Source organism: Massilia orientalis (assembly GCF_030411975.2).
Lineage (GTDB): Bacteria > Pseudomonadota > Gammaproteobacteria > Burkholderiales > Burkholderiaceae_D > Telluria > Telluria orientalis.
This window is the reverse complement of the sequence record NZ_JASNRB020000006.1, coordinates 284,620-308,372: the sequence shown is the minus strand read 5'-3', so window position 1 is coordinate 308,372 and position 23,753 is coordinate 284,620. Positions and strand designations below refer to the sequence as shown.

The window sequence follows — 23,753 nt, the reverse complement described above, 5'->3', positions numbered from 1 at the left end:
GCGATGACGACGCGCAATTAACAATTCTGCATAGCAAATGACAAAATGCTAAAACAGTTGCAGGCCGAAAGACCGGGAATCCTTTCTTTCGGCCTACCCCGCTCAGTCGAGCAGGTTGTTCTTCATGGCGTAGTACGTCAGGTCGCTGTTCGACTGCAGACCCATCTTTTCCATGATGCGAGTACGGTAAGTCGAGACCGTCTTGATCGACAGCGACAACGCATTGCCGATGTCGGACACGGTCGCGCCCTTGGCCAGGCGGAGGAACACCTGAAATTCACGGTCCGACAATTCCGTATGCAGCGCGGTGTTCGGATCGCGATCGAAACTCTGGGCCAGCAATTCGCCGACCTGCGAGCTGACGTAGCGGCGCCCCTGGTACACGGTACGGACGGCCGTCTTGAGTTCGTCCGCGTCGCATTCCTTGTTCAGGTACCCGTTGGCACCCATCTTGAACAGGTTCAGCGCATACTGCTGGGCAGGATAGCCGGACAGGATCAGGACCGGCAGATTGGGCTGGCCCTGTCGAATGGTGCGCAGAATATCGATGCCGCTCTGGTCCGGCATGGCGATATCCAGCAACAGCACGTCGCAGATCTCGCGGCGTGCGATGTCGAGGGCCTCGCGTCCCGTCGCGCCTTCGGCCACGACTTCGAACTCGCCCGACGACGAAAAAATCTGTTTGAAACCTGCTCGAACTATCTGGTGATCGTCACAAATGGCAACGCGTATCATTGTCTTCCCTTAAGTTTTCCCGATACAGGAAAGAGCCGAGGCTGGCCCCTCACGCCTCCGGTCAGGTCATGCGTTTGAGTCAGCAAACTGCAAGTGACATTTTAGCACCTCCGGGGTGCAGAACAACAGGCGCGCACGCCTGAGCTGGCTGCGTCGGCCGTTGCGCCCTCGGCGGGGCTTCAGGCTGCCGGCGAACCGTGCTTGAGCAGTGCGAGAATCGCGTGCAGCTCGGCACGCAATGCTTCCGGCTCGATGGTCGGCATGGCCGGTGGTGGTGGCGTTTCCGGCAACGCGTCGACGTCGTGCTGGCCGCGCCCATCGAGGCGGTTGCGTGCCCCGCTGATGGTAAAGCCCTGCTCGTACAGCAGTTCACGTATACGCCGGATCAACAGCACTTCGTGATGCTGGTAATAACGGCGATTTCCGCGGCGTTTGACCGGTTTAAGCTGAGTAAATTCCTGCTCCCAGTAGCGGAGCACATGCGGCTTGACCCCGCACAATTCGCTGACTTCGCCAATCGTGAAATAGCGCTTCGCCGGGATCGGCGGCAGCACGGTCGGTTCCATCTTGTTCGGTCGGTCGTTCATCGCTCACAAGCCGTGTCGGCTTTATCAGGCTGCACGCGCCAGGGAAGGATGGTCGGGGCCGTCGGGGCTGTCCGGATTGCGCGGGCTGCCCGGATTGGCCTCTTCGACCATCGCCTTCAGCTTCTGGCTGGCGTGAAACGTCACGACGCGGCGCGCCGTGATGGGGATTTCTTCCCCGGTTTTCGGATTGCGGCCGGGCCGCTGCGGCTTGTCGCGCAACTGGAAGTTGCCGAAGCCGGACAGCTTGACCGCCTCGCCGCGCTCGAGCGCATTGCGGATCTCGTCGAAGAACGTCTCGACCATGTCCTTGGCCTCGCGTTTGTTCAGACCGACCTGCTCGAACAGCAGTTCGGCCAGCTCCGCCTTGGTCAGGGTCGGCAACTCCTTTTCCGCTTCCTTCCGTACCCGGGCCACCAGCATCGCACGATGCAGGTCGGCGGCCAGCGCTTCCTGGAGCACGGCGGAATCAACGTCGTTGTTGTTAATTTTAAGCCCTACCTTCAGTTCTGGATGTATGGTGGGGGCTCGATCAACCTGCTGCGCGTTGCAGTGACGGCCTGCGATGCTCGCCGTACCGAAAGTACGGCTGCGCTTCTCGACCACCACTGCTGCCGCGCGCGACGGTTGCTCGATACCCCTTCGAGGCACGTAGCCTTCTTTTTAACCGCGCAGTTTTGCGCCGTGTTTTTGTTGCGCCGCGGATGCCAGCGCGGCCATGATGGCCTCGACCGCATCGTCCTGCAGCGTCGATTGAGTATCTTGCAAGCCAAAGCGGAAAGCAAGACTTTTTTCATCTTGTTCCAAACCTTTGCCGCGGTATTCATCAAATAAAACAACGGCTTGCACGAGTTTGCCGAGCGCGTTCGACGCCAGTTCCGACTGGAAAGCGTCGAGCAGCGCCTGGGCCGGCACGTCCTGTTTCACCACCAGTGCGAGGTCGCGCGTGGCGCCCGGGAACTTGGAAATCTCGGCGTAGCGCGGCACGTCGCGCGCGCGCAGCGCGTCGGCATCCACCTCGAACAGCACCGGGGCCTGCGGCAGGTCGTACTTCTGCAGCCAGCGCGGATGCAGCTCGCCGATCACGCCGACGACCTTGCCGTCCACTTCCACCGTGGCCGAGCGGCCCGGGTGCAGCGCCGGGTGTTCGGTCTTGCTGAAACGTACGGCGCGCGGTGCGAACAGCGCTTCCAGGTCGCCCTTGACGTCGAAGTAATCGACAGCACGGGTCGGCTGGCCCCACTGCTCGTCCGCGGCCGGGCCGTAGGCGATGGCGGCGACGCGCTTGGGCTGGTCGAAGCCGGCGACGGCCAGCGGACCGTCCTGCGCGTCCGCATTGCGCAGGAACACGCCACCCACTTCGAACACGCGCACGCGGCCGGCCTTGCGGTTCAGGTTGTAGCGCACATTGGCGACGAGGCTGCCGATCAGCGATGAACGCATCACGCTCAGCTGGCTGGCGATCGGGTTCTGCAGGCGGATCGGGTCGGTATTGTTCGCGAAATCCGTTTCCCACTGCTGCTCGACGAAGCTCATGTTCACGACTTCCTGGTAACCCAGGTCGGCCAGTTCGTGGCGGATCGCAAACAGCGAGCGGGTGTCTTCCGGCTCGATCAGCATCGCCGACGGGGCCACCGGCGGCAGCGTGGGAATGTTTTCGAAGCCATACACGCGCGCCACTTCCTCGATCAGGTCTTCCTCGATCTCGATGTCGAACCGGTATGACGGCGCCGTCACGTGGAAGAGACCCTCCTCGGGCTCGAACGGCAGGTGCAGGCGCGTGAAGATGTCGGCGACCATGTCGTCCGTGACGGGCACGCCGATGACCTTCGCGGCGCGCGCGGTACGCAGGGTGACCGGCTTGCGCTGCGGGACGTTCGGCGCCTGGTCGTCGATCGGGCCGACTTTCGTCTCGCCCGTGCCGCAGATCTCCACGATCAGCGACGTGATGCGCTCGATGTGCTCGACGGTCGTCGCGTAGTCGACGCCGCGCTCGAAGCGGTGCGCGGCATCCGTCGAGAAGTTGTAGCGGCGCGCGCGGCCCTGGATGGCGTTCGGCCACCAGAATGCGGCTTCCAGGTAGATGTTGGTCGTGTCCAGGGTGACGGCCGTGGAATCGCCCCCCATGATGCCGGCCAGCGACTCGATCTCCTTCTCGTCGGAGATCACGCCGACCCACTCGTCGACCTCGACCGTGTTGCCGTTCAGGAGCTTCAGCGATTCGCCCTTGCGGCCCCAGCGCACGTCCATGCCGCCGTGGATCTTGTCCAGGTCAAACACGTGCGACGGACGGCCCACTTCCAGCATGACGTAGTTCGAGATGTCGACGAGCGCCGACACCGAACGCTGGCCACTGCGCTCGAGGCGGCGCTTCATCCATTCCGGCGTCGCCGCTTTCGCGTTCAGGCCGCGGATGACGCGGCCGGAGAAACGGCCGCACAGATCCGGCGCCGAGATCTTCACCGGCAGCTTTTCATCCGTATTCACGACGGCCGGACGGAACGCCGGCAGCGCCAGCGGCACGCCGGTCAGCGCCGACACTTCGCGCGCCACGCCCAGCACGGACAGGCAGTCCGCCTTGTTCGGCGTGAGCTTGATCGTGAACTTCAGGTCATTCAGGGCCAGGTAGTCGCGGATGTTCTGGCCGACGGGCGCGTCTTCCGGCAACTCCATCAGGCCGCTGCTCTCTTCCGAGAGCTTCAGTTCTTTCGCCGAGCACATCATGCCCTGCGATTCCACGCCGCGCAGCTTGCCGACCTTGATTTCGAACGGCTTGCCGTCCGGACCCGGCGGCAGCACGGCGCCGGCCATCGCGCAGATGGCCTTCATGCCCGCGCGCACGTTCGGCGCGCCGCAGACGATGTTCAGCAGGGTGCCGGTGCCGACGTCGACCTGGCACACGTTCAGGCGGTCCGCGTTCGGGTGCTTGGCGACTTCCTTGACTTCCGCCACGACGACGTTCGAGAACGGCGGCGCGACCGGTTCGACCTCTTCCACTTCGAGGCCGGACATCGTGAGCAGGTGCGCGAGTTCGTCCGAATTGATCTTCGGATCGACCATGGAACGGAGCCAGTTTTCAGAGAATTGCATATTCGTTTGCCTTGGTATTGATCGGACGTGTTCTTAGTTGAACTGCTTCAGGAAACGGAGGTCACCTTCGTAGAAGAGACGCAGGTCGTTGATCCCGTAACGCAGCATGGTCAGGCGCTCCAGGCCCGAACCGAACGCGAAACCGATGAATTTTTCCGGATCCAGTCCGAAATTGCGGACGACCGTCGGATGCACCTGGCCGGCGCCCGACACTTCCAGCCAGCGGCCCTTCAGCGGACCGGAGCCGAACGCGATGTCGATCTCGGCCGACGGTTCCGTGAACGGGAAGTACGACGGCCGGAAGCGGACCTGCAGGTCGTCCGTCTCGAAGAATGCCTTCACGAAGTTCAGGTAGACGCCCTTCAGGTCGGCGAAGCTGATGTCTTCGCCGATCCACAGGCCTTCGACCTGGTGGAACATCGGCGAGTGCGTGGCGTCGCTGTCGACGCGGTACGTGCGGCCCGGCGCGATCACCTTGATCGGCGGCGTGTGCGTGCGGGCATAGCGCACCTGCATCGGGCTCGTGTGGGTGCGCAGCAGCAGCGGCTTGCCCGTGCTGTCGTTGCCTTCGATGTAGAACGTGTCCTGCATCGAGCGTGCCGGGTGGTTTTCCGGGCTGTTCAGCGCGGTGAAATTGGTCCAGTCGGTCTCGATCTCGGGGCCGTCGGCCACGTCGAAACCGATCGAGCGGAAAATCTGTTCGACCCGTTCCCAGGTCCGCATGACAGGGTGGATGCCGCCCTTGGCGCGACCGCGGCCCGGCAGGGTGACGTCGATCGCTTCCGCGTTCAGGCGCGCCATCAATTGCGCGTTGGCGAGATCCTCGCGGCGGGCCGTCAACGCCTGTTCGATTTTTTCTTTGGCGGCGTTGATCAGGGCGCCCCGCGCCTTGCGCTGTTCGGGATCGAGCTTGCCGAGGCCCTTCATCAGGTCGGTCACCTGGCCGGTCTTGCCCAGGTATTTCGCTTTTGCGTTTTCCAGCGCGGCTACGTCTTGTGCGCCACCAAAGTCAGTCTGGGCCGAAGTAACGAGTTCTTGAAGCGCGAGTTCTTCCAGCGAGTTCATGCGTATTCTTTTCCTGTTTTGATGGCGGGAGACGCCAGAAACAAAAACAGGGCATCGGTCGTGAAACCTTTGCCCCGTCCTTTGCGCGCCGTGCTTCGACAAGCGCGGCGCTGTACTTCTATCGCAGACTGATGATCAAGCAGCCAGCTTTGCCTTGACGGTGTTCACGATAGCGGCAAAAGCCGGCTTGTCGTTGACAGCCATGTCGGCCAGGACTTTACGGTCCAGTTCAATCGCGGCTTTCTTCAGGCCGTTCATGAATGCGCTGTAGGTCATGCCGTGCGAACGCGATGCCGCGTTGATACGGGTGATCCACAGTGCGCGGAAAACGCGCTTCTTGTTGCGGCGGTCGCGGTATGCGTACTGGCCAGCGCGCATGACTGCTTGCTTGGCAATACGGAATACTTTGCTGCGGCGGCCACGATAACCTTTGGCAAGCGCAAGAACCTTCTTGTGACGGGCACGTGCAGTAACCCCACGTTTTACTCGAGGCATATTAGCTCCTTAGTGTGAGATTAAGCAGACGGCATCATGCGGTAGACGCTCTGGACGTCGGACGCATTGATGTTGCGGGTGCCACGCAGCTGGCGCTTGTTCTTGGTGGTTTTCTTGGTCAGGATGTGACGCTTGAACGCCATACCCGATTTGACGGTACCACCCGGGCGCACGCGAAAACGCTTTTTCGCGGAGCTTTTGGTTTTCATTTTCGGCATAGTCTTCTGCCCTCTTACAGGCAGCCTCATATGTGACAGGATTGCAGGTGGCAGCAACGCTGCTCTTGGATGCCTACTTTCACTTGTCTCTGCAGCGGAAGCGGGTCCACTACAGTCTTGCTTCCCCGTCCTTGCGAACATGGGAACCGCAGATTCTAGCACAGTTTTACGCCCGTGCACATCCGAGCGATGCACACAAGAAACCAGAAAGTGGAATAGGCCAAACCCAGGCCGCGGGACGCACCCGGGGCCCGGGCCTGGCCCGGCTTGACTGCACGAAGAATTACTTCTTCTTCTTCGGCGCGACCACCATGATCATCTGGCGACCTTCCAGCTTCGGAAACTGCTCGACCTGGCCGTACGGCTCGAGGTCGCCGCGCAGGCGCTCCAGCATGCGCTGGCCGATATCCTGGTGAGCCATCTCGCGGCCACGGAAGCGCAGCGTAATCTTGGTCTTGTCGCCTTCTTCCAGGAACTTGATCAGGTTACGCAGCTTGATGCTGTAATCACCCTCGTCCGTACCTGGACGGAACTTGATTTCCTTGACCTGGATGATCTTCTGCTTCAGCTTCGCTTCGTGCGCCTTCTTCTGCTCCGAATACTTGAACTTGCCGTAGTCCATCAGGCGGCAGACCGGGGGAACCGCGTTCGGCGCGATTTCCACCAGGTCCACGTTCGCTTCTTCAGCCAGACGAAACGCCTCGGCCAGGCTCACAATGCCCAGCGGCTCGTTGTCTATCCCGTTCAGACGCATTTCCGGGTAGTTGATTTCGCCATTGATGCGATGTGACGACTTGTCAGTAGCTATGTTGTTTCCTTTGAAAGTAAGATGGATAGGGCCGTCTCAAGGCGCGTGCTTGATTACTTCGCCTTGGATGCTACCTCGCCTTGGAGGCGTTCCAGCAGCGCATCGACCGACATGACGCCAAGGTCGATATTGCCACGGGCGCGAACGGCCACAGTGTTGGCATCCCGCTCTTTATCACCGACAACTAGGATGTACGGCAGTTTTTGGACGGAATGCTCCCGAATTTTATAGGTAATCTTCTCGTTCCGCAAATCAGCGTGAACGCGCAGGCCCGCCGCCTTCAGCTTCGCCTCGACCTGCTTGACGTAATCGGCCTGCGCATCGGAGATGTTCAAGATGGCGACCTGGACCGGCGCCAGCCACAGCGGCAGCGCGCCCGCGTAGTTCTCGATCAGGATGCCGATGAAGCGCTCCATCGAGCCGACGATCGCGCGGTGCAGCATCACGGGCACCTTGCGGGAATTGTCTTCTGCGACATATTCCGCGCCGAGACGGCCCGGCATCGAGAAGTCGACCTGCATCGTGCCGACCTGCCACGGACGGCCGAGGCTATCCTTCAGGTGGTATTCGATCTTCGGACCGTAGAACGCGCCCTCGCCCGGCAGCTCCGTCCAGGTCACGCCGCAGCCGCGCAGCGCGGAACGCAGCGCTTCTTCGGCCTGGTCCCACACCTCGTCGGAACCGATGCGGTTTTCCGGACGCAGCGCGATCTTGACGTCGATGTTGTCGAAGCCGAAGTCCTCGTACACCTTCATCGCCTGGGCGTGGAAGGCCACGACTTCCGGCGCGATCTGCTCTTCCGTGCAGAACACGTGGCCGTCGTCCTGGGTGAAGCCGCGCACGCGCATCAGGCCGTGCAGCGCGCCCGACGATTCGTTGCGGTGGCACTGGCCGAACTCGCCGTAGCGCAGCGGCAGGTCGCGGTACGAACGCAGGCCCGCGTTATAGATCTGCACGTGGCCCGGGCAGTTCATCGGCTTCAGCGCATAGGTGCGATTTTCCGACTCGGTCGTGAACATGTTTTCACGATAATTGTCCCAGTGACCGGTCTTCTGCCACAGGCTGACGTCGATGATCTGCGGCGCCTTCACCTCGTTGTAGCCGGTGACCTGGTAGGTCTTGCGCATGTATTGCTCGATCTGCTGCCAGATGGTCCAGCCCTTCGGGTGCCAGAAGATCAGGCCCGGCGCCTCGTCCTGGAAGTGGAAGAAATCCAGTTGCTTGCCCAGCTTGCGGTGATCGCGCTTCTCGGCTTCTTCCAGCATGTGCAGGTATTGCTCCTGGTCTTCCTTCTTCGCCCAGGCGGTGCCGTAGACACGCTGCAGCATCTCGTTCTTGGAGTCGCCGCGCCAGTACGCGCCCGCGAGCTTCATCAGCTTGAACACTTTCAGCTTGCCGGTCGACGGCACGTGCGGACCGCGGCACAGGTCGGTGAACTTGCCTTCGGTGTACAGCGACACGTCTTCGTTTGCCGGGATCGACGCGATGATCTCGGCCTTGTAGTCTTCGCCGATCGATTTGAAGTACGCCACGGCTTCGTCGCGCGGCAGCACCTTGCGGGTGACCGGCTCATCCTTCTTGGCGAGCTCGGCCATCTTCTTTTCGATGGCTTGCAGGTCGTCCGGGGTGAACGGGCGCTTGTACGAGAAGTCGTAGTAGAAACCGTTGTCGATCACGGGGCCGATGGTGACCTGCGCTTCCGGGAACAATTCCTTGACAGCATACGCCAGCAGGTGGGCGGTCGAGTGGCGGATGACGTCCAGGCCTTCCGGATCCTTGTCCGTGACGATGGCCAGGTCGGCATCCTTCTCGATCAGGAACGACGTGTCGACGACCTTGCCGTCGACCTTGCCGGCCAGCGCGGCCTTGGCCAGGCTCGGGGCGATGCTGGACGCCACCTGGGCGACCGTCACCGGACCTTCGAATTGACGGCTCGAGCCGTCCGGGAGGCGAACATTCAACATTGTGAGCTCCATCGGCGCCATGCGCCCGTTCAGGTTAATAAGTTTGAAACTGGAAAGTTTTGGACGAAAAAAAAACGCGCACCAGGCGCGTTTTCTTCAGTGTCGTCGAGTTGCTGCGAAAGACAATATGACACCCTACCGCGTCTAGCGATTCCCCCACAACGTCGTTGTAGTTCGCGGTGTCATAACCGTTCGTGCCTTTCTCGCTCTTACTGACGACAAGAGCGGAAAACCGAAGTTCCCCGCGCTTGTCTTGGTGTTCTGGTGGGCGGTGCAGAATTCGAATCTGCGACCCCTTGGATGTCGACCAAGTATTCTAACCAGCTGAACTAACCGCCCGTATGCCGCTATTATAAGGGGATCGGACACTATTCTGCAAGGACGCCGGGTATACTGCCGCCTGTTTTCCGATTCCCTCACTTTCATGTCCGACCAAGCCGGCTCCTCCGCCCACCTCCACGCCCACCTCGACGGCGATGCCCGCCACGCCCACACGATCGAAGGCCGCAGCCAATGGGCGATGGCCATCGCGCTCGGGCTGACCCTGCTGTATGCGCTGGTGGAGGCCGTCAGCGGCTTCCTGTCGAATTCGCTCGCACTGATCTCGGACGCCGGCCACATGGTCACAGATGCCGCCGCCCTCGGCCTCGCGCTGCTGGCCCAGCTGATCGCACGGCGGCCGCCGTCCGCGCGCCATTCGTTCGGCTTCGTGCGCGCGGAGGCGCTCGCCGCCTTCGTGAACAGCCTGGCCATGCTGCTGCTCGTCGGCTGGATCGTCTACGAAGCCGTCCAGCGCCTCGCGCATCCCGAGCACGTGGGCGGCAAGACCGTGCTGATCGTCGCCGCGATCGGCGCGTGCATCAACATCGCCGTCGCGTGGGTGCTGTCGCGCGACGAGCAGAGCATCAACACGCGCGCCGCCCTCGTCAACGTGCTGGGCGACCTGCTCGGCTCCATCGCCGCCATCGCCGCGGGCGCCGTCATTCATTTCACCGGCTGGGTGCGCATCGACCCGATCCTGTCGATCTTCGTGTCGCTGCTGATCCTCAAGTCGACCGTGAGCGTGCTGCGCGAGTCCTACCACTTCCTGATGGAAGGCGTGCCGCACCAGATCGACTACTTGAAAATCGGCGCCGACCTCGCTGGCATCCCGGGCGTGCGCTCCGTGCACGACCTGCACGTATGGGACATGTCGCCGGGCGAGCCCGCGCTGATCGGCCACCTGGAAATCGACGACCTGAACGCCTGGCCCGACGTGCTGCGCGCGGTGAAATACATGCTGCTCGACAAGCACGGCATCGACCACGTCACCTTGCAGCCTGAACTGCGCGACTGCTCCGACACGCTGTAAGCCGGTTCCGACCCGGCCTCGGGACACGCGCCGATAGCCCAGCCGCAGGCCGCCTGCGGATAATCGGCACATGCCTACCTCCTCCGAACTCGCCACCGCACATGTCTACGACACGCTGATCGTGGGCGGCGGCCCGGGCGGCCTGACCGCCGCCATCTACCTGCGCCGCTTCACGCGCAACGTCGCGCTCGTCGACAAGGGCAACAGCCGCCTGCGCCTGATCCCCGTCTCGCACAACTACCCCGGCTTTCCCGAAGGCGTGCCCGGCCACATCCTGCTGGGCAACCTCGCGTCGCAGCTGCAGCGCTACGGCGGCGGCGTGATGCCGGGAGAGATCGTCGACCTGCGCATCGAGGACGGCCTGTTCGTCGGCGACTACCAGCCCGAAGGCATCGACGACATCGTGCAGGTCCGCGCCCACACGGTGCTGCTGGCGACGGGCGTCGCGGACGCGGGCCTCCCGATCGAAAACTGGCGCGAAGCCGTCGCGTTCGGGTCCGTGCGCCTGTGCCCCGTGTGCGACGGCTTCGACGTGATCGACAAGCGCATCGCCGTCGCCACGTCCGACGTGAACCCGGTCGGCCACGCGCTGTTCATGCGTACGTTCAGCGCGGACGTCACCCTGTTCGAACGGGGCGCGCCGTCGATGCTGAGCGCAGACGACCGGCGCCGCCTCGACGCGGCCGGCGTGCGCATCGTCGATTCGCCGCTGCTGTCCGTCACGCTCGACGCATCGATGAAACCCGTGCTGCACACGGACGACGGCCAGGATCACGAAGCGGACGTGTTCTACCCGATGCTGGGCGAGAACGCCAGATCGGGCCTCGCCGCGAAGCTGGGCGCGCGCACGGCGCAGTGCGACGAGATCGTCGTCGACGACCACCAGCAGACGACCGTGCCCGGCCTGTACGCGATCGGCGACGTCGTCGTGGGCCTGAACCAGATCGCGGTGGCGGCGGGCCAGGCGGCGCGCGCGGCCGTGCGCATCCACAACCAGTTGCCGCCCGCGCTGCGGCCCGCTCGTCCGCACCTGGAGGCGGCGCCGGGGACCAGCGCGTAGCTATAATGCGGGGATGAGAACGCTCGCCCTCCTCCTGCTGTGCGCGTCCGGCGCCGCCTGCGCCGTCGACGACGCCCTCGTGCTGCGCTGCCGCGCCCTCCCCGATACGGCGAGCCGGGTGGCCTGCTACGAAGCGCTGCCCGTGGCACCGCCGGCCGAGCAGCGCTTCGGCGGAAAACGCCTGGAATAGAAGGTCGACGACGAGCCGGCGGCGATCCGCAGCACCGTGCGCGGCAACGTGGATGGCTGGCGCTACGGCACCCAGCTCACCCTCGCCAACGGCCAGGTGTGGCGCGTCGTGGACGACGTCGATGCCGTCCTGCCGGACCTCGTGGACCCGGCCGTGCGGATCGAACGGGGCGCGCTCGGCGCCTATTACCTGCAGCTGGAAGCCAACAACAGCGCGGCGCGCGTCGTTCGCGTGAAGTAATCAGCGTTGCGCAGCCAGTTCGATGCGGCGGCGGATGCGTTCCACCGAGGCCGTGTCGCCTGCCGCGCGGGCACGCTGTTCCTGCACGCCCAGCCACGCCAGCAGCGGCCGGCGCCAGCCCTGGCTGGATGCCGTGTCGACGGCGGCGCCGATGTCGGCCGGCGTGATGCGTCCCGCCTTCAGCAGCGCCCCGGCCGCGACGAGCCGGGCCAGCGGATCGGCGACGCCGGCCAGCGAGCCGCTCGCGACGACGGCGCGGTGCTGTTCCGGCAGCAGATTCACGTCGAGCCCCTGCCAGCGGCCGTCCAGGTAGGCGGCATACGCGCGCTGGGCCGGCGTCGACTCGTTCGCGAGCGCCGTGAAGCCGGGGCATTCGTAGTCGAGCGCCGCCGCCTTCACGCCGCAGCGCACCAGTTCCGCCTGGGCGACGATGTCGAACCGTCCCGTGCTGGCGCTCGCGCGACGGGCGCGCGCGAACTCGGCGTCGGCGGCGCCAGAGTCCCCGCGCAGGAAATCGTCCGTGTAACCGTCCAGGGAACTCTTCGCATCGCCTTCCCAGGCGGGCGGCTGCGGCTTGCTGGCGCAGCCGGACAATACGATGAGCGCGGCGGCAATGAGGGATCGGGTCATCATGGCAGCTTCACCTCCGTATCCTGCCTGAACGGCCATTTGCGGTTGATCTCGTCGACGAGGCGGTTCACCTTGCGCAGGCTCGCATCGACCTCGCCGCGCAGGCGGCCCAGGTCGTCGGTGGCGGTGTGCGCGTTCTTCGCGACGGCCTGCGCCTCGGCCAGCACGCCGTCGGCCTTCTGCAAGGTGCCACGCGCGTCGGCCAGCAAGCCGTTCAATTCGCGGATCGCACTCTGCGCATCGTCCATCACGCCCTTCTTGCCGAACACGCGCTGGTCGGTCTTCGCGAGCAGCGCGTCGACGCGGTGCAGGGTCTGCAGCAGCTTCTCCGCCTCGGCGTCGCCGCCCAGCGCGGTGCCCAGCACGCCGTAGCGGCCGGACAGGCGGCCGGACAGCGCGTCGACGTTGGCCAGCGTGTTGCCGATGTGGGAATCGGCGCGCGTCATCGCCTCCAGGTTTTCCAGCAGCGTGCGCGCCGTCGCCATCAGGCGCGGGATCTCGGCTGCCGCATCGCCCCGCAGCACGGGCCGCTGGGCGTGGTCCGGCAGCGGCGGATCCGTCAGCACGCCGCTGTACGCGCGCAGCCGGGTCTCGCCGACGACGCTGCTCTCGAGCGTGAACACGCTGGTCGTGCGCAGCCACTTCGCATCGTTCTTCGCGATGTCGACCAGGATGTTGACCTTGCCGTCCTTGCCCAGCTCCACCTGGCGCACGCGCCCGATGGGGAAGCCGGCGAACGTCATGTCCATGCCCGGGATGACGCCGGAGGAATCGTCGGCGACAAGCACCAGTTCCTGCGTCTTCTCGAACACGCCGCGCGCATACATCACGTACAGGAAGAACGCGACGATCAGCGCGCCGATCAGGACGAGCAGGAACAGCGCCTTCGCTTCCACGTGTTTCGGTTCGTCGGGAGGGGTGTCTTTGTCGCTCATCGTTTGAATGTCGTTAGATGTATTTGACGGCCAGCGAACTGGCCTCGATCAGCAGCAGCACGAACAGCAGCCGCAGCGCGCCCGGCTGCACGTTCGTGCGCAGGCGGCGCGGGCGGCGCAGCAGTTCCAGGATGGCGGCGCTCGGGATCACGGCCACCGCGAGCCCGAACAGCACCGTCTTGAACACGAAGCCGAGGGTCACGGTCGGATCGAACACGCGGCCCACCGTCCGCGTGTAGTCCGGCAGGCCCCACGGGGACAGGCCGTACACGTTCAGGTACGCGAGCACGAGCACGATGACGCTGCTGACCATCGCGAGGCTCAGCACGGAAAATGCGTTGGCGATCACCTGCGGCACGAGGTCGCGGCGCAGGCGGCGCAAGGTCTCGGCGGTCGCTTCGCCGGCGGGCATGCCGCTGCGCGCGAGGCCCATGGCACCGGCATCGAACGCCATGCCGGCCCGCAGCGCGGCGAACATCGCGGCCGACAGCGGCAGCAGCTCCAATACGAGCACGCGCACGACCATCTCCAGCGCATAGCGCGACAGGCCATAGCTCTGCGCCGTGACGAGCACGATGCGGATGATGACGAGACTGACGAGGGCCGTCAGCACCGTGAACCAGGGCAGCACCTGCCACGTGCTCGCATAGATGTAGCGCGACGTGGCGAGGCGGTTGGCGCGGTGGTAAGTGGACGGCGTCAGCGCCATCACGAGCGCCACGGCGCCCAGGTGCAGCATCGACCACCAGCTGGCGACGTAGCGCGCGGCCAGGTGGCCCCAGAGGCGCGGTTTGACGTACAGGAGGGAGGTGATGGGCACCTATGTCCTCCGGGCTTGCTGGACACCCTTCACCTCGGCGATCGCCGCGAGCGCCTTCTGCAGCTGCCCGGTCGAGCTGATCTCCGCCGTGAACACCATCTTCGCGGTCCCCTTGCTGCTCTGCGTGTTCACGCCGATCACGTTGATCTTCGAGATCGCGAGCACTTCCGAGATGTCGCGCAGCAGGCCTTGCCGGTCGGCCGCGAGGATGAAGATATCGACCGGGAACACGGTCTCCAGGCCCGTCGTGCCCCATTCCGTCTCGAGCACGCGTTCCGGATTGCGGGCCGCCATCTCGGCGAAGTTCTTGCAGCTCGCGCGGTGGATCGACACGCCCTTGCCGCGCGTGACGAAGCCCATGATCGGATCCGGCGGCGCCGGCTTGCAGCAGCGCGCCAGCTGCGTCATGAGGCCTTCCGTGCCGACGACGAGCACGCCCGACTTGGCGCCCTGCTCCACGCTCGACGCGCGGCTCTTGTTGACGACCGCTTCGTCCGGCACCGGGGCCGCCGGCGCCGCGTCGTGCAGTGCGGCTTCCACGTGGCGCAGGCTGAATTTCTCCTTGCCCACGGCGATGAACAGGTCGTCGACCTTGGCAAACCCCAGCTTGTGCGCCAGCGTATCCAGGTTGACCGCGGTCTTGCCTTCGCGCTGCAGCGACTTTTCGACGAGCGCGCGGCCGTGCGCCAGCGTCTCGGCCAGTTCCAGCGCGTGGAACCAGGCGCGGATCTTCGACCGCGTGCGGCTGCTGACCGTATAGCCGGGGCTGAGCCAGTCGCGCGACGGCCCCTGGCTGCCGGCCGGGCCCTTTGCCGTGATGATCTCGCACGTCTGGCCATTCTTCAGCGGCGTGTTCAGCGGCACCATCACGTTGTCGATCTTGGCGCCGCGGCAGCGGTTGCCCACCTCGCTGTGCAGGTGGTAGGCGAAGTCGATCGGGGTCGCGCCGACCGGCAGCTCGAGTACGCGCGCCTGCGGCGTCAGCACGAAGATGCGGTCGTCGAGGGTCGTCGATTTCAGCTTCTCGACCCACTCGCGCTGCAGCTCTTCCTGGCCCGTGACGGCACTCGCCACTTCCGTCTTCCACGCCAGCAGCTGGCGCAGCCACGCGATCTTTTCGTCGTATTCCTGGCTCTTGAAATTCGAGCCGCCTTCTTCCTTGTAGCGCCAGTGCGCGGCGACGCCGTACTCGGCGAAGTTGTGCATCTCCTGGGTACGGATCTGCACTTCCAGCGGCCGTCCGTCCTCCGCCGTGACGACCGTGTGCAGCGACTGGTAGCCGTTCGCCTTCGGGCGCGAGATGTAGTCGTCGAATTCCTTCGGGATCGGCGTCCAGATGTTGTGGACGACGCCCAGCACCGTGTAGCACGTCTTGATGTCGTCGACGATCACGCGGAACGCGCGCACGTCGTACAGCTCGGAGAAATCGAGCTCCTTGCCGCGCATCTTTTTCCAGATGCTGTAAATGTGCTTCGGCCGGCCGAACACTTCGGCCTTGATGCCCGCCGCCGCGAGCTCCTTCTGCAGGCGCTCGATCGACGACGCCACGAAGCTCTCGCGCAGCATGCGCTTCTCTTCGAGCATCTTGGCGATGCGTTTATACGTGTCCGGCTCCATCATCCGGAACGACAGGTCTTCCAGTTCCCACTTCAGCTGGAAGATGCCGAGCCGGTTGGCGAGCGGTGCGTACAGGTCGAGCACTTCGCGGCCGTAGTTGCGCGTGACGTCGTCGAAGCGCTTGTGCTCCGCGAAGTAGCGCAGCGTGGTCACGCACGAGGCGAGGCGGATCAGCACGACGCGCATGTCGCTGGCCATCGCCAGCAGCATCTTGCGCAGGGTTTCGACCTGCGCCATGGCCTCCTGGGCCGCATTCTTGCCGCGCCCGACGGGGGCCTGGGCCGCCGTCAGGTCGCGCAGGCGGATCAGCTGGTGCACGCCGCGCACCATGTCCGCCACTTCCTTGCCGCAGCGCTCCTCGAGCGCCTCGGACACGCCCGGATCCACGATCGCCAGCTCGAACAGCAGGCCGGCGATGCGGGTCTCGGCATCGCTACGCAACAACGCGAGCGTGCCGGCCACGCCCAGCGAGAACTCGAACGCGCTCTGGCCGGTGCCGGCCGTGCGTTCGACATAGCGCTCGGCCGCGAAGTCGAGCGCGCCCTTTACGCGCGCGCAGTCGTCGGGGCCGAGGCCGTGGACCAGCTGGGTGGTGGCGTCGCCGAGCGCGACAATCGATACCATCGCGTGTGCTTACGCCTGGGCGGCCACGACGACGATTTCGACCAGGCCGGCCGGATCGGCCAGCTTGGCTTCGACGGTGGCGCGCGGCGGCGTCTGGCCCGGCACGACCCACGCTTCCCATACGGTGTTCATGGCCGGGAAGTTGGCCATGTCGGTGATGTAGATCTGGGTCGAGATGATGCGGCTCTTGTCGCTGCCGGCTTCCGCCAGCAGGCGGTCGATGTGACCGAGCACTTCGCGCGTCTGGCCGAGGATGTCCTGCGTCGTGTCGCTGGCGACCTGGCCGGCCAGGTACACCGTGCCATTGTGGATGGCGACTTCGGACAGTCGTTTGCCTACGTGCAGTCGTTTGATTTCCATGCTTTTCTCTAGTAATAAAACCAGGCCTTGCGGCCGTTTCGCCCGGCCGTGGAGCCGAACACCTCCGGCTTGCTCAGCCGGTCAAAAATTCCCGTGCGATCGCGATCTGCTCCGGCTGCAGGAACGTGGGCGCATGGCCCACGCCGGCGATCTCCCGCAAGGCCGGCTTCGGACCGCGCCGCGTCATCTCTTCCGCCGTCGCGCGCGACAGCAGGTCGGAGTGCTCGCCCCGCACGAGCAGCGTGGGGCAGCGGATCGCGTCGTACGCCGCCCACAGCCGCGCCTCGTCCTGCGCCACCTTCGCCGGCGTCATGGCCTTGAATGGCTGCGCGAGCCCGAGGTCGTAGTGCAGCGCCCATTGCCCGTCCGGCTGCTGCACGAGCACGTCGCGCGCCAGCTTGTCCCACTGGGCGTCGCTGTGCGGCCCGAACGGCGTCGAGACCATCCGCACGTACGCGGCCCCTTCTGCGAAGGTCGCGAAGCGGATGGCCTGGCCGATGTAGTCGCCGATGCGCGCCAGCGCCACCGGGTCCAGCACGGGCCCTATGTCGTTCAGCACCATGCGCCGGACGGGGCTGCCCGGCAGCGACGCGAGGGCAATGCCGATCAGGCCGCCCATCGACGTGCCGAACCACGCGACGCCTTCATCCCCGGCCGTGACGCGGGCGATCAGCGTCACCATGTCGGCCACGTATTGCGGAATGACGTACAGCGCCGGGTCGCGCAGCCGGCCGGAGCGGCCGCGGCCGACGACGTCCGGGCAGACGACGCGGTAACGGTCGCTCATGGCCCGCGCCAGCGCGTCGAAATCGTCCGCCACGCGCGTCACCCCGTGCACGCAGACGAGCACGTTCGTATTAGCGGGGTCGCCCCACTCCTTGTATGCCATGCGGTGCAGGCCGGCGGGCGAACTGCACAGCACGGATTTCAGCTTCGGTTCGCTCATTTTCAAAAGTTCCGACGATCACCATGCATCCGCCGGAACATCAAGGACCAGGCGGCCGCCAACATTTTACCCGGTGGAGCGATTAGAATTCTACCAAGTCTGGCCCGGGACCACCCGGCTCTCATAGAAACTGTCCACGAGAAAGAGGAACGAATGAAATCCACCATGTTAAGCGGCAAGACTGCACTCGTCACCGGCTCGACCTCGGGCATCGGCCTCGGCATCGCCCGCGCGCTGGCCGAGCAAGGCGCCAACATCGTCTTCAACGGCTTCGGCGACGCGCAGCAGATCGAAAAGCTGTACACCGACATCGGCCAGGAATTCGGCGTACAGACCGCTTACCACAACGCCGACATGTCGAAGCCCGACCAGATCCAGGCCATGATGACGTTCGCGCTTGAGAAATTCGGCGGCGTCGACATCCTCGTCAACAACGCCGGCATCCAGTACGTCGCGAACGTCGAGGATTTCCCCGTCGAGAAATGGGATGCGATCATCGCCATCAACCTCAGCTCGGCCTTCCACACGACCCGCCTCGCGCTGCCCTACATGAAGCAGAAGAACTGGGGCCGCATCATCAACCTCGCGTCGGCCCACGGCCTCGTCGCATCGGCGCAGAAGTCGGCGTATGTCGCCGCCAAGCACGGCCTCGTCGGTCTGACGAAATCGACGGCGCTGGAGACGGCCCCGACCGGCGTCACCGCCAACGCGATCTGCCCGGGCTGGGTGCTGACCCCGCTCGTGCAGAAGCAGGTCGACGACCGCGCCGCGCGCGAGGGCATCAGCAACGAGCAGGCGAAGAAAAACCTGCTGCTGGAAAAACAGCCGTCGGGCGAATTCGTCACGCCGGAAGAACTGGGCGCGCTGGCCGTGTTCTTCTGCAGCCCGGCCGCGAACCAGGTGCGCGGCGTCGCGTGGAACATGGACGGCGGCTGGGTCGCGCAATAAATGTCCATTGACGAACCCCTGGAGATTCCGGGCCTGCACGACGCCTGCCTGGAACTCGCGCACGTCGTGCTCGCGTCAGGCCAGCCGCAGGTGTCGCGCGACATCCTCGAAACGCTGGCCGACCGCTTCGAACGCGAAGCGGCCGACTTCGCGCTGCTCGTCGCCAGCGCCGGCCGCGACACCGCGCTGCTGGCCCGCGCCGTGCACTACCTCGTCGACGCCCACGCGCTGCCGCTGATGGGCACCGACATGGAATGGTTCCGGCAGGCGCTCGCCTGCCTCGTCGAACTGGCCGTGCCCGGCATCGCGCTGTCGGCCAAGGGCGCGGCGTTCCTGCATGATGTCGAGACCGGCATCGCGCAGGCGATGCAGGATCTCGAATGATACTGTCCGGTCAGGGCGCCGTCTGCGGCTCGGTCGCGTGCAGGTCGTCGATCGCCTTCCGGTATTCCCGCGACGCCTTCAGGCGGTCCAGGTAGCGGATCGGGCGGCGCTTGTCCAGGCCAATCGAATACTCCAGGCTGCCGCGCACGCCGCAATACGCCCGGCAGCTCGAGACGGCGTCGGGCGCGGCACGGTCGGTGAGCGTCAGCTGGCCGTGCTCCACGCTCACCCGCAATGCGCACGGCGGCGCTTCCGGCAGCGGCGACGGCGCCGGATCGTGGTAGACGAACGCACCCCGTTCATACCGGCCCATGCCGGCGATGTCGCACGTGTGGCCGTTGTAGAAATCGAGGTGGGCGCGCACGTACACGTGATCGGCATCGTAGGGAACGATCTCGATGACATCCTCGGCCTGGTACGGCACATCCGCCTCGCCGGACGCCTTGCCGGGCGTGATCGTGGCGCTCATGAAGCGGTGCTTGTACACGCCCGCGATCTTCTGCATCAGTTGCGCGGGTTCTTGCGCGGATGCGGTGCACGCGCACAGCGCAGCCAGCAGGGCGATGAGGATTTTCGGTGTCATCCGTCCATGATAAGCCATCCGCCTCGTGCTCGGCTATGATCGCCTTTTCGATTCACACGACGAGAAAGGACACATGATGCGAGCACTCCTGGCGACGCTGGCCCTGCTGGGCTGCACGCTGTCCGGCGCACACGCCGCCGACCAGCGTCCCGCGCTGCTCACGCCGGATCAAGTCTGGACCGGCGACGGCGCGCCGCACGCCGGCTGGAGCGTGCTCGTCGCGCAGGGCCGCATCCAGGGCGTGGGCCCGACCGCGACCCTGCCCGTCCCCGCCGACGTCGACCGCATCGCGCTGCCTGGCAAGACACTGATCCCGGGGCTCATCGACCTGCACTCGCACGTGCTGCTCCATCCCTACAACGAAACGACGTGGGACGACCAGGTGCTGAAGGAAGCGCCGGCCTACCGCGTCGCGCTGGCCGTGCGCCACGCGGCCGACACCCTGCAGGCCGGCTTCACGACATTGCGCGACCTCGGCACGGAAGGCGCGGGCTATGCGGACGTCGGCATCAAGCGCGCCATCGAGGAAGGACAGGTCCCCGGCCCGCGCCTGCTCGTCGCCACGCGCGCCATCGTCGCCACGGCGAGCTACGGGCCGGCCGAACGCAGCTATCGTCCGGACATGGACATCCCGTACGGCGCCCAGCAGGCGACGGGCGCGGACGAGGCGACGAAGGCCGTGCGCGAGCAGGCCGCCCGCGGTGCCGACTGGATCAAGTTCTATGCCGACTACCGCACGGGCCCGGACGGCGGCACGCGCGCCACGTTCACGCTGGAGGAAATGAAGGCGATCGTCGCGGCCGCGCACGCAAGCGGCCGCAAGGTCGCCGCGCATGCCAGCAGCGACGACGCGATCCGCCTGGCCGTGCTGGCCGGCGTCGACACGATCGAACACGGTTATGGCGCCAGCGAAGCGACGTTCAGGCTGATGCTGGAACGCAAGGTGGCGTACGTGCCCACGTTGACGGCGCCGGAAGCGACCGGCGAATACTTCCAGCGCCACGTCCGCGGCGGCGCGCCCACGCCCGCGATGCAGCAGGCCGAGCGCGCCTTCCGCCTCGCCCGCAAGCTGGGCGTGACCATCGGCAACGGCAGCGACGTCGGCGTGTTTGCGCACGGCACGAACGAGCGCGAACTGGAGTGGATGGTCCGCCTGGGCATGAGCCCGACGGAAGCGCTGCGCGCCGCGACGGTCGTCGCCGCCGGCATCCTCGACCGCAAGGACCTGGGCGCGATCCGCAACGGCATGCTGGCGGACGTCGTCGCGGTCGACGGCGATCCGACGGCGGATATTGCTGCGCTGCGCAAGGTGGACTTCGTGATGAAGGGCGGAATGGTGTACCGGAATCAGCCAGGAATTCGATGAGCGTTATTCACCGATCGGCATGCCTGATATCCGCTACGGCGTTGCGGTTTTCCACAATAGCCGATGCAGATATTTTGCGTGATGATGACGGTGTTACCAATAGCGCATGAAGCCTAGCCATGAAAAAACCATTCTATAAAGTCCTTTATGTCCAGGTATTGTTTGCGATTATCGTGGGCGTCCTGCTGGGCATCTACGATCCGGGCATCGCAACCGCGATGAAGCCTTTGGGAGACGGCTTCGTCAAACTGATCAAGATGATCATCGCCCCGGTGATTTTCTGTACCGTCGTCGCCGGTATCGCCGGCATGCAGGACATGAAAAAGGTCGGCCGCGTCGGCGGCAAGGCCCTGCTCTACTTCGAGATCGTGTCGACGTTCGCATTGGCCATCGGCCTGCTCGTCGCCAACGTGATCAAGCCGGGCGCCGGCTTCAACGTCAACCCGGCCACGCTGGACACGCACTCGATCGCCCAGTACACCGAGAAGACCAAGGCGCTGACCACCACCGACTTCCTCATGAACATCATCCCGAACACGTTCGTGGATGCGTTCGCCAAAGGGGAAATCCTGCAAGTCCTGCTGATCGCGATCCTGTTCGGCTTCGCGCTGTCGATGCTGGGTGAACGCGGCCGTCCGCTGACCCGCTTCATCGACGACATGTCGCACGCCATCTTCGGCGTCGTGAACATCATCATGAAAGTCGCCCCGATCGGTGCATTCGGCGCCATGGCCTTCACCATCGGCAAATACGGCGTCAAGTCGCTGATCCCGCTGGCCTCGCTCGTCGGTTCGTTCTACCTGACCTGCTTCCTGTTCGTCGCCATCGTCCTCGGCACCATCGCCCGCCTGACCGGCTTCTCGATCTTCCGCTTCCTCGCCTACATCAAGGAAGAGCTGCTGATCGTCCTCGGTACGAGCTCGTCGGAAAGCGCCCTGCCGGCCCTGATGCGCAAGCTGGAAAAAATGGGTTGCCCGAAATCGGTCGTGGGCCTCGTCGTGCCGACCGGCTACTCGTTCAACCTGGACGGCACCAACATCTACATGACGATGGCCGCCCTGTTCGTCGCCCAGGCCACGAACACGGAGCTGACCCTGACGCAGGAACTGACGATCCTGGGCGTGGCGATGCTGACCTCGAAAGGTGCCTCGGGCATCACCGGCGCCGGCTTCATCACGCTGGCCGCCACGCTGGCCGTCGTCCCGACCATTCCGGTGGCCGGCATGACCCTGATCCTCGGCATCGACAAGTTCATGAGCGAATGCCGCGCGCTGACCAACATCATCGGCAACGGTGTCGCCACGGTCGTCGTGTCGAAATGGGAAGGCGAGCTGGACAAAGAGCGCCTGACCGCCGAGCTGAAGAATCCGAGCCCGGACGACGCCACCGGCGACCTGCACCCGGTACGCGAAGCCGCGTAAGCCAGGACAGGGAACGATTCCTCGTTCAGACGCCGGGTTCGCCCGGCGTTTTTTTTGCAACAGCCACAACCGCGCATACACGCCGTTCCTCCGCAACAGTTCCTCGTGCGTGCGAACGTCTTGCCCGCATACGCCGAGACCGTGCTCAGCGTCACGCGCGCGAACAGCACGTCGCGCCATTCGTTGAACAGCGTGCTCGCGAAACGCAGCAGCGCATAGTCCGCCAGCAGATACCAGGGCAGCAGCGTCGGCAGCGTCGGCTGCGAAAACACGTCGATGATGCGCTTGAGCAGCAGCGGCACGGCCACCGTCGCCACTTTCGCGGCCAGCAGCAGGACGACGGACACCGCCACGCGCCCGCGGTTGGCGCGCATCACGCCCCACAGCTCGGCCGCGAAGCGGCGGCGGGCGGCACGGTCGGCGGCGGTGTCGGCGGTCGTGCCGGGTTTGACCGTCGCGGCGGCGCAAGGCTCCCGTCCGGCGCCTGCGCTGCCTCAAGCGTTCCTGTCGTCAGCGTGTGCGTTTCGGCAGGTTTTCCAGGCGGAAGATGACATCGACGGGTTGGCGCAGCTTCAGCGCCGGCACGGCCAGCAATTGCTCGCGCTCGACGTCCTGGGCGCGCGCCCGGTCCGTGCCGCGGTCGCGCCGGAAGTCGCTGCGTTCCAGGCCCATCGCCGTGCTGAGGTTCTTCAGCGCTTCCGGCGTGGCGCCCATGAGGCCGCCGACGCGCCGTCCGCCCGCGGCCGCCATCACCTCGGCCTGGCGGCGCGCGTCCTGGATGGCCTGGGTCACGAGTTCGTCGTGGATGGTGTCCGTGTCGGTGCGGTCGAAAGCGGACGCGAAGCCGTCGAGGTTCGGTTTGCCGAGCAACCCGCCGGCCAGCGCGGCCCAGTTGGCGACATTCCGCACATTGATGTGGACGTCGCAGCGCAGCTCGTACAACGGCCCGCCGTTCGCGCCCTTTTCCTCCTTGCGGATGCCTTGCCGCACCTCGCGCACGACGACATCGTCGGCCTCGATGCCGAGCTGCCGCGCCAGGTCGCGTACCTCGCCCACGCGCGCCTCGATGACGGCGCGCGCCGCGGCCGGGTCGGCGTCGGGCGCGACGATCTCGAAATCGAGGCTGGCGAGGTCGGGCACGACGGCCTGGAACGAATTCCCGGTGACGTGCACGAACGGATAATCGGGGACGGACGACGCACCGGCGCCACTCGACGCCAGCAGGAGGACGAGGGCGCTCGCGCGCAGACGGGTTTTCAGCATGGACACTTCCTTTTATTGTAGACAGTGATGTCTATGTTAGTGCCGGACCATCTACG

25 protein-coding genes and 1 tRNA gene are annotated in these 23,753 nt (G+C 65.1%); 8 read left to right on the top strand and 18 right to left on the bottom strand.

The window, feature by feature from the left end:
- Nucleotides 1-102 precede the first annotated feature (102 nt).
- From QPK29_RS11930 to QPK29_RS11885, 10 genes are all read right to left on the bottom strand, one after another.
- Nucleotides 103-735 (bottom strand): response regulator, encoded by a 633-nt coding sequence (locus QPK29_RS11930; RefSeq protein ID WP_036228513.1) that lies wholly within the window; start codon nt 733-735, stop codon nt 103-105.
- A 179-nt stretch (nt 736-914) separates the two neighbouring features.
- Nucleotides 915-1,322, bottom strand: a complete 408-nt coding sequence (locus tag QPK29_RS11925; RefSeq protein ID WP_056135330.1) for a MerR family transcriptional regulator — start codon at nt 1,320-1,322, stop codon at nt 915-917.
- 24 nt (nt 1,323-1,346) lie between these two features.
- Nucleotides 1,347-1,742: an integration host factor subunit alpha gene (locus tag QPK29_RS11920; RefSeq protein ID WP_056135976.1), complete on the bottom strand. Its 396-nt coding sequence runs from the start codon at nt 1,740-1,742 to the stop codon at nt 1,347-1,349.
- Between the two features lie 240 nt (nt 1,743-1,982).
- Complete coding sequence (gene pheT, locus QPK29_RS11915; protein WP_371768387.1) at nt 1,983-4,409, bottom strand: phenylalanine--tRNA ligase subunit beta; 2,427 nt, start codon at nt 4,407-4,409, stop codon at nt 1,983-1,985.
- 33 nt (nt 4,410-4,442) lie between these two features.
- Nucleotides 4,443-5,474: a phenylalanine--tRNA ligase subunit alpha gene (gene pheS, locus QPK29_RS11910; protein WP_371768386.1), complete on the bottom strand. Its 1,032-nt coding sequence runs from the start codon at nt 5,472-5,474 to the stop codon at nt 4,443-4,445.
- Nucleotides 5,475-5,609: 135 nt separating this feature from the next.
- Nucleotides 5,610-5,969, bottom strand: coding sequence for a 50S ribosomal protein L20 (gene rplT / locus QPK29_RS11905; RefSeq protein ID WP_056135339.1), 360 nt, complete (start codon nt 5,967-5,969; stop codon nt 5,610-5,612).
- Nucleotides 5,970-5,989: 20 nt separating this feature from the next.
- Nucleotides 5,990-6,187 carry a 50S ribosomal protein L35 gene (gene rpmI / locus QPK29_RS11900; RefSeq protein ID WP_056135342.1) on the bottom strand — a complete coding sequence of 66 codons (198 nt, stop codon included), beginning with the start codon at nt 6,185-6,187 and terminating at the stop codon, nt 5,990-5,992.
- Nucleotides 6,188-6,470: 283 nt separating this feature from the next.
- Nucleotides 6,471-7,022: a translation initiation factor IF-3 gene (gene infC, locus QPK29_RS11895; RefSeq protein ID WP_267873880.1), complete on the bottom strand. Its 552-nt coding sequence runs from the start codon at nt 7,020-7,022 to the stop codon at nt 6,471-6,473.
- Between the two features lie 26 nt (nt 7,023-7,048).
- Nucleotides 7,049-8,959, bottom strand: a complete 1,911-nt coding sequence (gene thrS / locus QPK29_RS11890; protein WP_056135348.1) for a threonine--tRNA ligase — start codon at nt 8,957-8,959, stop codon at nt 7,049-7,051.
- 262 nt (nt 8,960-9,221) lie between these two features.
- Nucleotides 9,222-9,298: transfer RNA gene (locus QPK29_RS11885), tRNA-Val, on the bottom strand.
- Between the two features lie 85 nt (nt 9,299-9,383).
- Here QPK29_RS11885 and QPK29_RS11880 point away from each other — a divergent pair.
- The 4 genes from QPK29_RS11880 to QPK29_RS11865 all read left to right on the top strand — a co-directional run bounded on the left by QPK29_RS11880 (nt 9,384) and on the right by QPK29_RS11865 (nt 11,800).
- Nucleotides 9,384-10,310 carry a cation diffusion facilitator family transporter gene (locus QPK29_RS11880; protein WP_056135351.1) on the top strand — a complete coding sequence of 309 codons (927 nt, stop codon included), beginning with the start codon at nt 9,384-9,386 and terminating at the stop codon, nt 10,308-10,310.
- Nucleotides 10,311-10,380: 70 nt separating this feature from the next.
- Complete coding sequence (locus QPK29_RS11875; protein ID WP_371768385.1) at nt 10,381-11,370, top strand: NAD(P)/FAD-dependent oxidoreductase; 990 nt, start codon at nt 10,381-10,383, stop codon at nt 11,368-11,370.
- A gap of 13 nt (nt 11,371-11,383) precedes the next feature.
- Nucleotides 11,384-11,560, top strand: a complete 177-nt coding sequence (locus QPK29_RS11870; RefSeq protein ID WP_371768384.1) for a hypothetical protein — start codon at nt 11,384-11,386, stop codon at nt 11,558-11,560.
- 36 nt (nt 11,561-11,596) lie between these two features.
- Entirely contained in the window at nt 11,597-11,800 is a 204-nt protein-coding gene (locus QPK29_RS11865; protein WP_371768383.1) for a hypothetical protein, read from the top strand.
- Here the strand turns inward: QPK29_RS11865 and QPK29_RS11860 are convergent, their stop codons facing one another.
- The 6 genes from QPK29_RS11860 to QPK29_RS11835 all read right to left on the bottom strand — a co-directional run bounded on the left by QPK29_RS11860 (nt 11,801) and on the right by QPK29_RS11835 (nt 17,732).
- Nucleotides 11,801-12,433, bottom strand: coding sequence for a hypothetical protein (locus QPK29_RS11860; RefSeq protein ID WP_371768382.1), 633 nt, complete (start codon nt 12,431-12,433; stop codon nt 11,801-11,803).
- Complete coding sequence (locus tag QPK29_RS11855; RefSeq protein WP_371768381.1) at nt 12,430-13,365, bottom strand: MlaD family protein; 936 nt, start codon at nt 13,363-13,365, stop codon at nt 12,430-12,432. The genes QPK29_RS11860 and QPK29_RS11855 overlap by 4 nt, the downstream gene beginning before the upstream one ends.
- 13 nt (nt 13,366-13,378) lie before the next feature.
- Complete coding sequence (locus tag QPK29_RS11850; protein WP_371768436.1) at nt 13,379-14,104, bottom strand: ABC transporter permease; 726 nt, start codon at nt 14,102-14,104, stop codon at nt 13,379-13,381.
- Nucleotides 14,105-14,185: 81 nt separating this feature from the next.
- Nucleotides 14,186-16,426, bottom strand: coding sequence for a RelA/SpoT family protein (locus QPK29_RS11845; RefSeq protein WP_371768380.1), 2,241 nt, complete (start codon nt 16,424-16,426; stop codon nt 14,186-14,188).
- A 9-nt stretch (nt 16,427-16,435) separates the two neighbouring features.
- A complete protein-coding gene (locus QPK29_RS11840; RefSeq protein WP_036228482.1) occupies nt 16,436-16,786 on the bottom strand; it encodes a RidA family protein in 351 nt (116 codons plus the stop codon).
- Nucleotides 16,787-16,859: 73 nt separating this feature from the next.
- Nucleotides 16,860-17,732 carry an alpha/beta fold hydrolase gene (locus QPK29_RS11835; RefSeq protein ID WP_371768379.1) on the bottom strand — a complete coding sequence of 291 codons (873 nt, stop codon included), beginning with the start codon at nt 17,730-17,732 and terminating at the stop codon, nt 16,860-16,862.
- Nucleotides 17,733-17,885: 153 nt separating this feature from the next.
- Here QPK29_RS11835 and QPK29_RS11830 point away from each other — a divergent pair, with 153 nt between their 5' ends.
- Both QPK29_RS11830 and QPK29_RS11825 read left to right on the top strand, forming a co-directional pair.
- Nucleotides 17,886-18,680 (top strand): 3-hydroxybutyrate dehydrogenase, encoded by a 795-nt coding sequence (locus QPK29_RS11830; RefSeq protein WP_056135375.1) that lies wholly within the window; start codon nt 17,886-17,888, stop codon nt 18,678-18,680.
- Nucleotides 18,681-19,064, top strand: a complete 384-nt coding sequence (locus QPK29_RS11825; RefSeq protein WP_160407634.1) for a hypothetical protein — start codon at nt 18,681-18,683, stop codon at nt 19,062-19,064.
- 10 nt (nt 19,065-19,074) lie between these two features.
- On the opposite strand, the gene QPK29_RS11820 is transcribed toward QPK29_RS11825, so the two are convergent.
- On the bottom strand, nt 19,075-19,647 hold the full coding sequence (locus QPK29_RS11820; RefSeq protein ID WP_371768378.1) for a hypothetical protein: 573 nt from the start codon (nt 19,645-19,647) through the stop codon (nt 19,075-19,077).
- 73 nt (nt 19,648-19,720) lie between these two features.
- Between QPK29_RS11820 and QPK29_RS11815 the strand changes: the two genes are divergently transcribed.
- Nucleotides 19,721-21,013, top strand: coding sequence for a metal-dependent hydrolase family protein (locus QPK29_RS11815; protein ID WP_371768377.1), 1,293 nt, complete (start codon nt 19,721-19,723; stop codon nt 21,011-21,013).
- Between the two features lie 119 nt (nt 21,014-21,132).
- On the top strand, nt 21,133-22,434 hold the full coding sequence (locus QPK29_RS11810; protein WP_056135387.1) for a dicarboxylate/amino acid:cation symporter: 1,302 nt from the start codon (nt 21,133-21,135) through the stop codon (nt 22,432-22,434).
- 510 nt (nt 22,435-22,944) lie between these two features.
- Here the strand turns inward: QPK29_RS11810 and QPK29_RS11805 are convergent.
- Nucleotides 22,945-23,697, bottom strand: coding sequence for an SIMPL domain-containing protein (locus QPK29_RS11805; protein WP_371768376.1), 753 nt, complete (start codon nt 23,695-23,697; stop codon nt 22,945-22,947).
- Between the last annotated feature and the right edge of the window lie 56 nt (nt 23,698-23,753).

Excerpts from the sequence above, each read along its gene's own strand:
- QPK29_RS11930 (WP_036228513.1), bottom strand. The coding sequence starts at position 735 with ATGATACGCGTTGCCATTTGTGACGATCACCAGATAGTTCGAGCAGGT.
- QPK29_RS11925 (WP_056135330.1), bottom strand. The coding sequence starts at position 1,322 with ATGAACGACCGACCGAACAAGATGGAACCGACCGTGCTGCCGCCGATC.
- QPK29_RS11920 (WP_056135976.1), bottom strand. The coding sequence starts at position 1,742 with ATGCTGGTGGCCCGGGTACGGAAGGAAGCGGAAAAGGAGTTGCCGACC.
- pheT (WP_371768387.1), bottom strand. The coding sequence starts at position 4,409 with ATGCAATTCTCTGAAAACTGGCTCCGTTCCATGGTCGATCCGAAGATC.
- pheS (WP_371768386.1), bottom strand. The coding sequence starts at position 5,474 with ATGAACTCGCTGGAAGAACTCGCGCTTCAAGAACTCGTTACTTCGGCC.
- rplT (WP_056135339.1), bottom strand. The coding sequence starts at position 5,969 with ATGCCTCGAGTAAAACGTGGGGTTACTGCACGTGCCCGTCACAAGAAG.
- rpmI (WP_056135342.1), bottom strand. The coding sequence starts at position 6,187 with ATGCCGAAAATGAAAACCAAAAGCTCCGCGAAAAAGCGTTTTCGCGTG.
- thrS (WP_056135348.1), bottom strand. The coding sequence starts at position 8,959 with ATGTTGAATGTTCGCCTCCCGGACGGCTCGAGCCGTCAATTCGAAGGT.
- QPK29_RS11880 (WP_056135351.1), top strand. The coding sequence starts at position 9,384 with ATGTCCGACCAAGCCGGCTCCTCCGCCCACCTCCACGCCCACCTCGAC.
- QPK29_RS11875 (WP_371768385.1), top strand. The coding sequence starts at position 10,381 with ATGCCTACCTCCTCCGAACTCGCCACCGCACATGTCTACGACACGCTG.
- QPK29_RS11870 (WP_371768384.1), top strand. The coding sequence starts at position 11,384 with ATGAGAACGCTCGCCCTCCTCCTGCTGTGCGCGTCCGGCGCCGCCTGC.
- QPK29_RS11860 (WP_371768382.1), bottom strand. The coding sequence starts at position 12,433 with ATGATGACCCGATCCCTCATTGCCGCCGCGCTCATCGTATTGTCCGGC.
- QPK29_RS11855 (WP_371768381.1), bottom strand. The coding sequence starts at position 13,365 with ATGAGCGACAAAGACACCCCTCCCGACGAACCGAAACACGTGGAAGCG.
- QPK29_RS11850 (WP_371768436.1), bottom strand. The coding sequence starts at position 14,104 with ATGCTGCACCTGGGCGCCGTGGCGCTCGTGATGGCGCTGACGCCGTCC.
- QPK29_RS11845 (WP_371768380.1), bottom strand. The coding sequence starts at position 16,426 with ATGGTATCGATTGTCGCGCTCGGCGACGCCACCACCCAGCTGGTCCAC.
- QPK29_RS11840 (WP_036228482.1), bottom strand. The coding sequence starts at position 16,786 with ATGGAAATCAAACGACTGCACGTAGGCAAACGACTGTCCGAAGTCGCC.
- QPK29_RS11835 (WP_371768379.1), bottom strand. The coding sequence starts at position 17,732 with ATGAGCGAACCGAAGCTGAAATCCGTGCTGTGCAGTTCGCCCGCCGGC.
- QPK29_RS11830 (WP_056135375.1), top strand. The coding sequence starts at position 17,886 with ATGAAATCCACCATGTTAAGCGGCAAGACTGCACTCGTCACCGGCTCG.
- QPK29_RS11825 (WP_160407634.1), top strand. The coding sequence starts at position 18,681 with ATGTCCATTGACGAACCCCTGGAGATTCCGGGCCTGCACGACGCCTGC.
- QPK29_RS11820 (WP_371768378.1), bottom strand. The coding sequence starts at position 19,647 with ATGACACCGAAAATCCTCATCGCCCTGCTGGCTGCGCTGTGCGCGTGC.
- QPK29_RS11815 (WP_371768377.1), top strand. The coding sequence starts at position 19,721 with ATGATGCGAGCACTCCTGGCGACGCTGGCCCTGCTGGGCTGCACGCTG.
- QPK29_RS11810 (WP_056135387.1), top strand. The coding sequence starts at position 21,133 with ATGAAAAAACCATTCTATAAAGTCCTTTATGTCCAGGTATTGTTTGCG.
- QPK29_RS11805 (WP_371768376.1), bottom strand. The coding sequence starts at position 23,697 with ATGCTGAAAACCCGTCTGCGCGCGAGCGCCCTCGTCCTCCTGCTGGCG.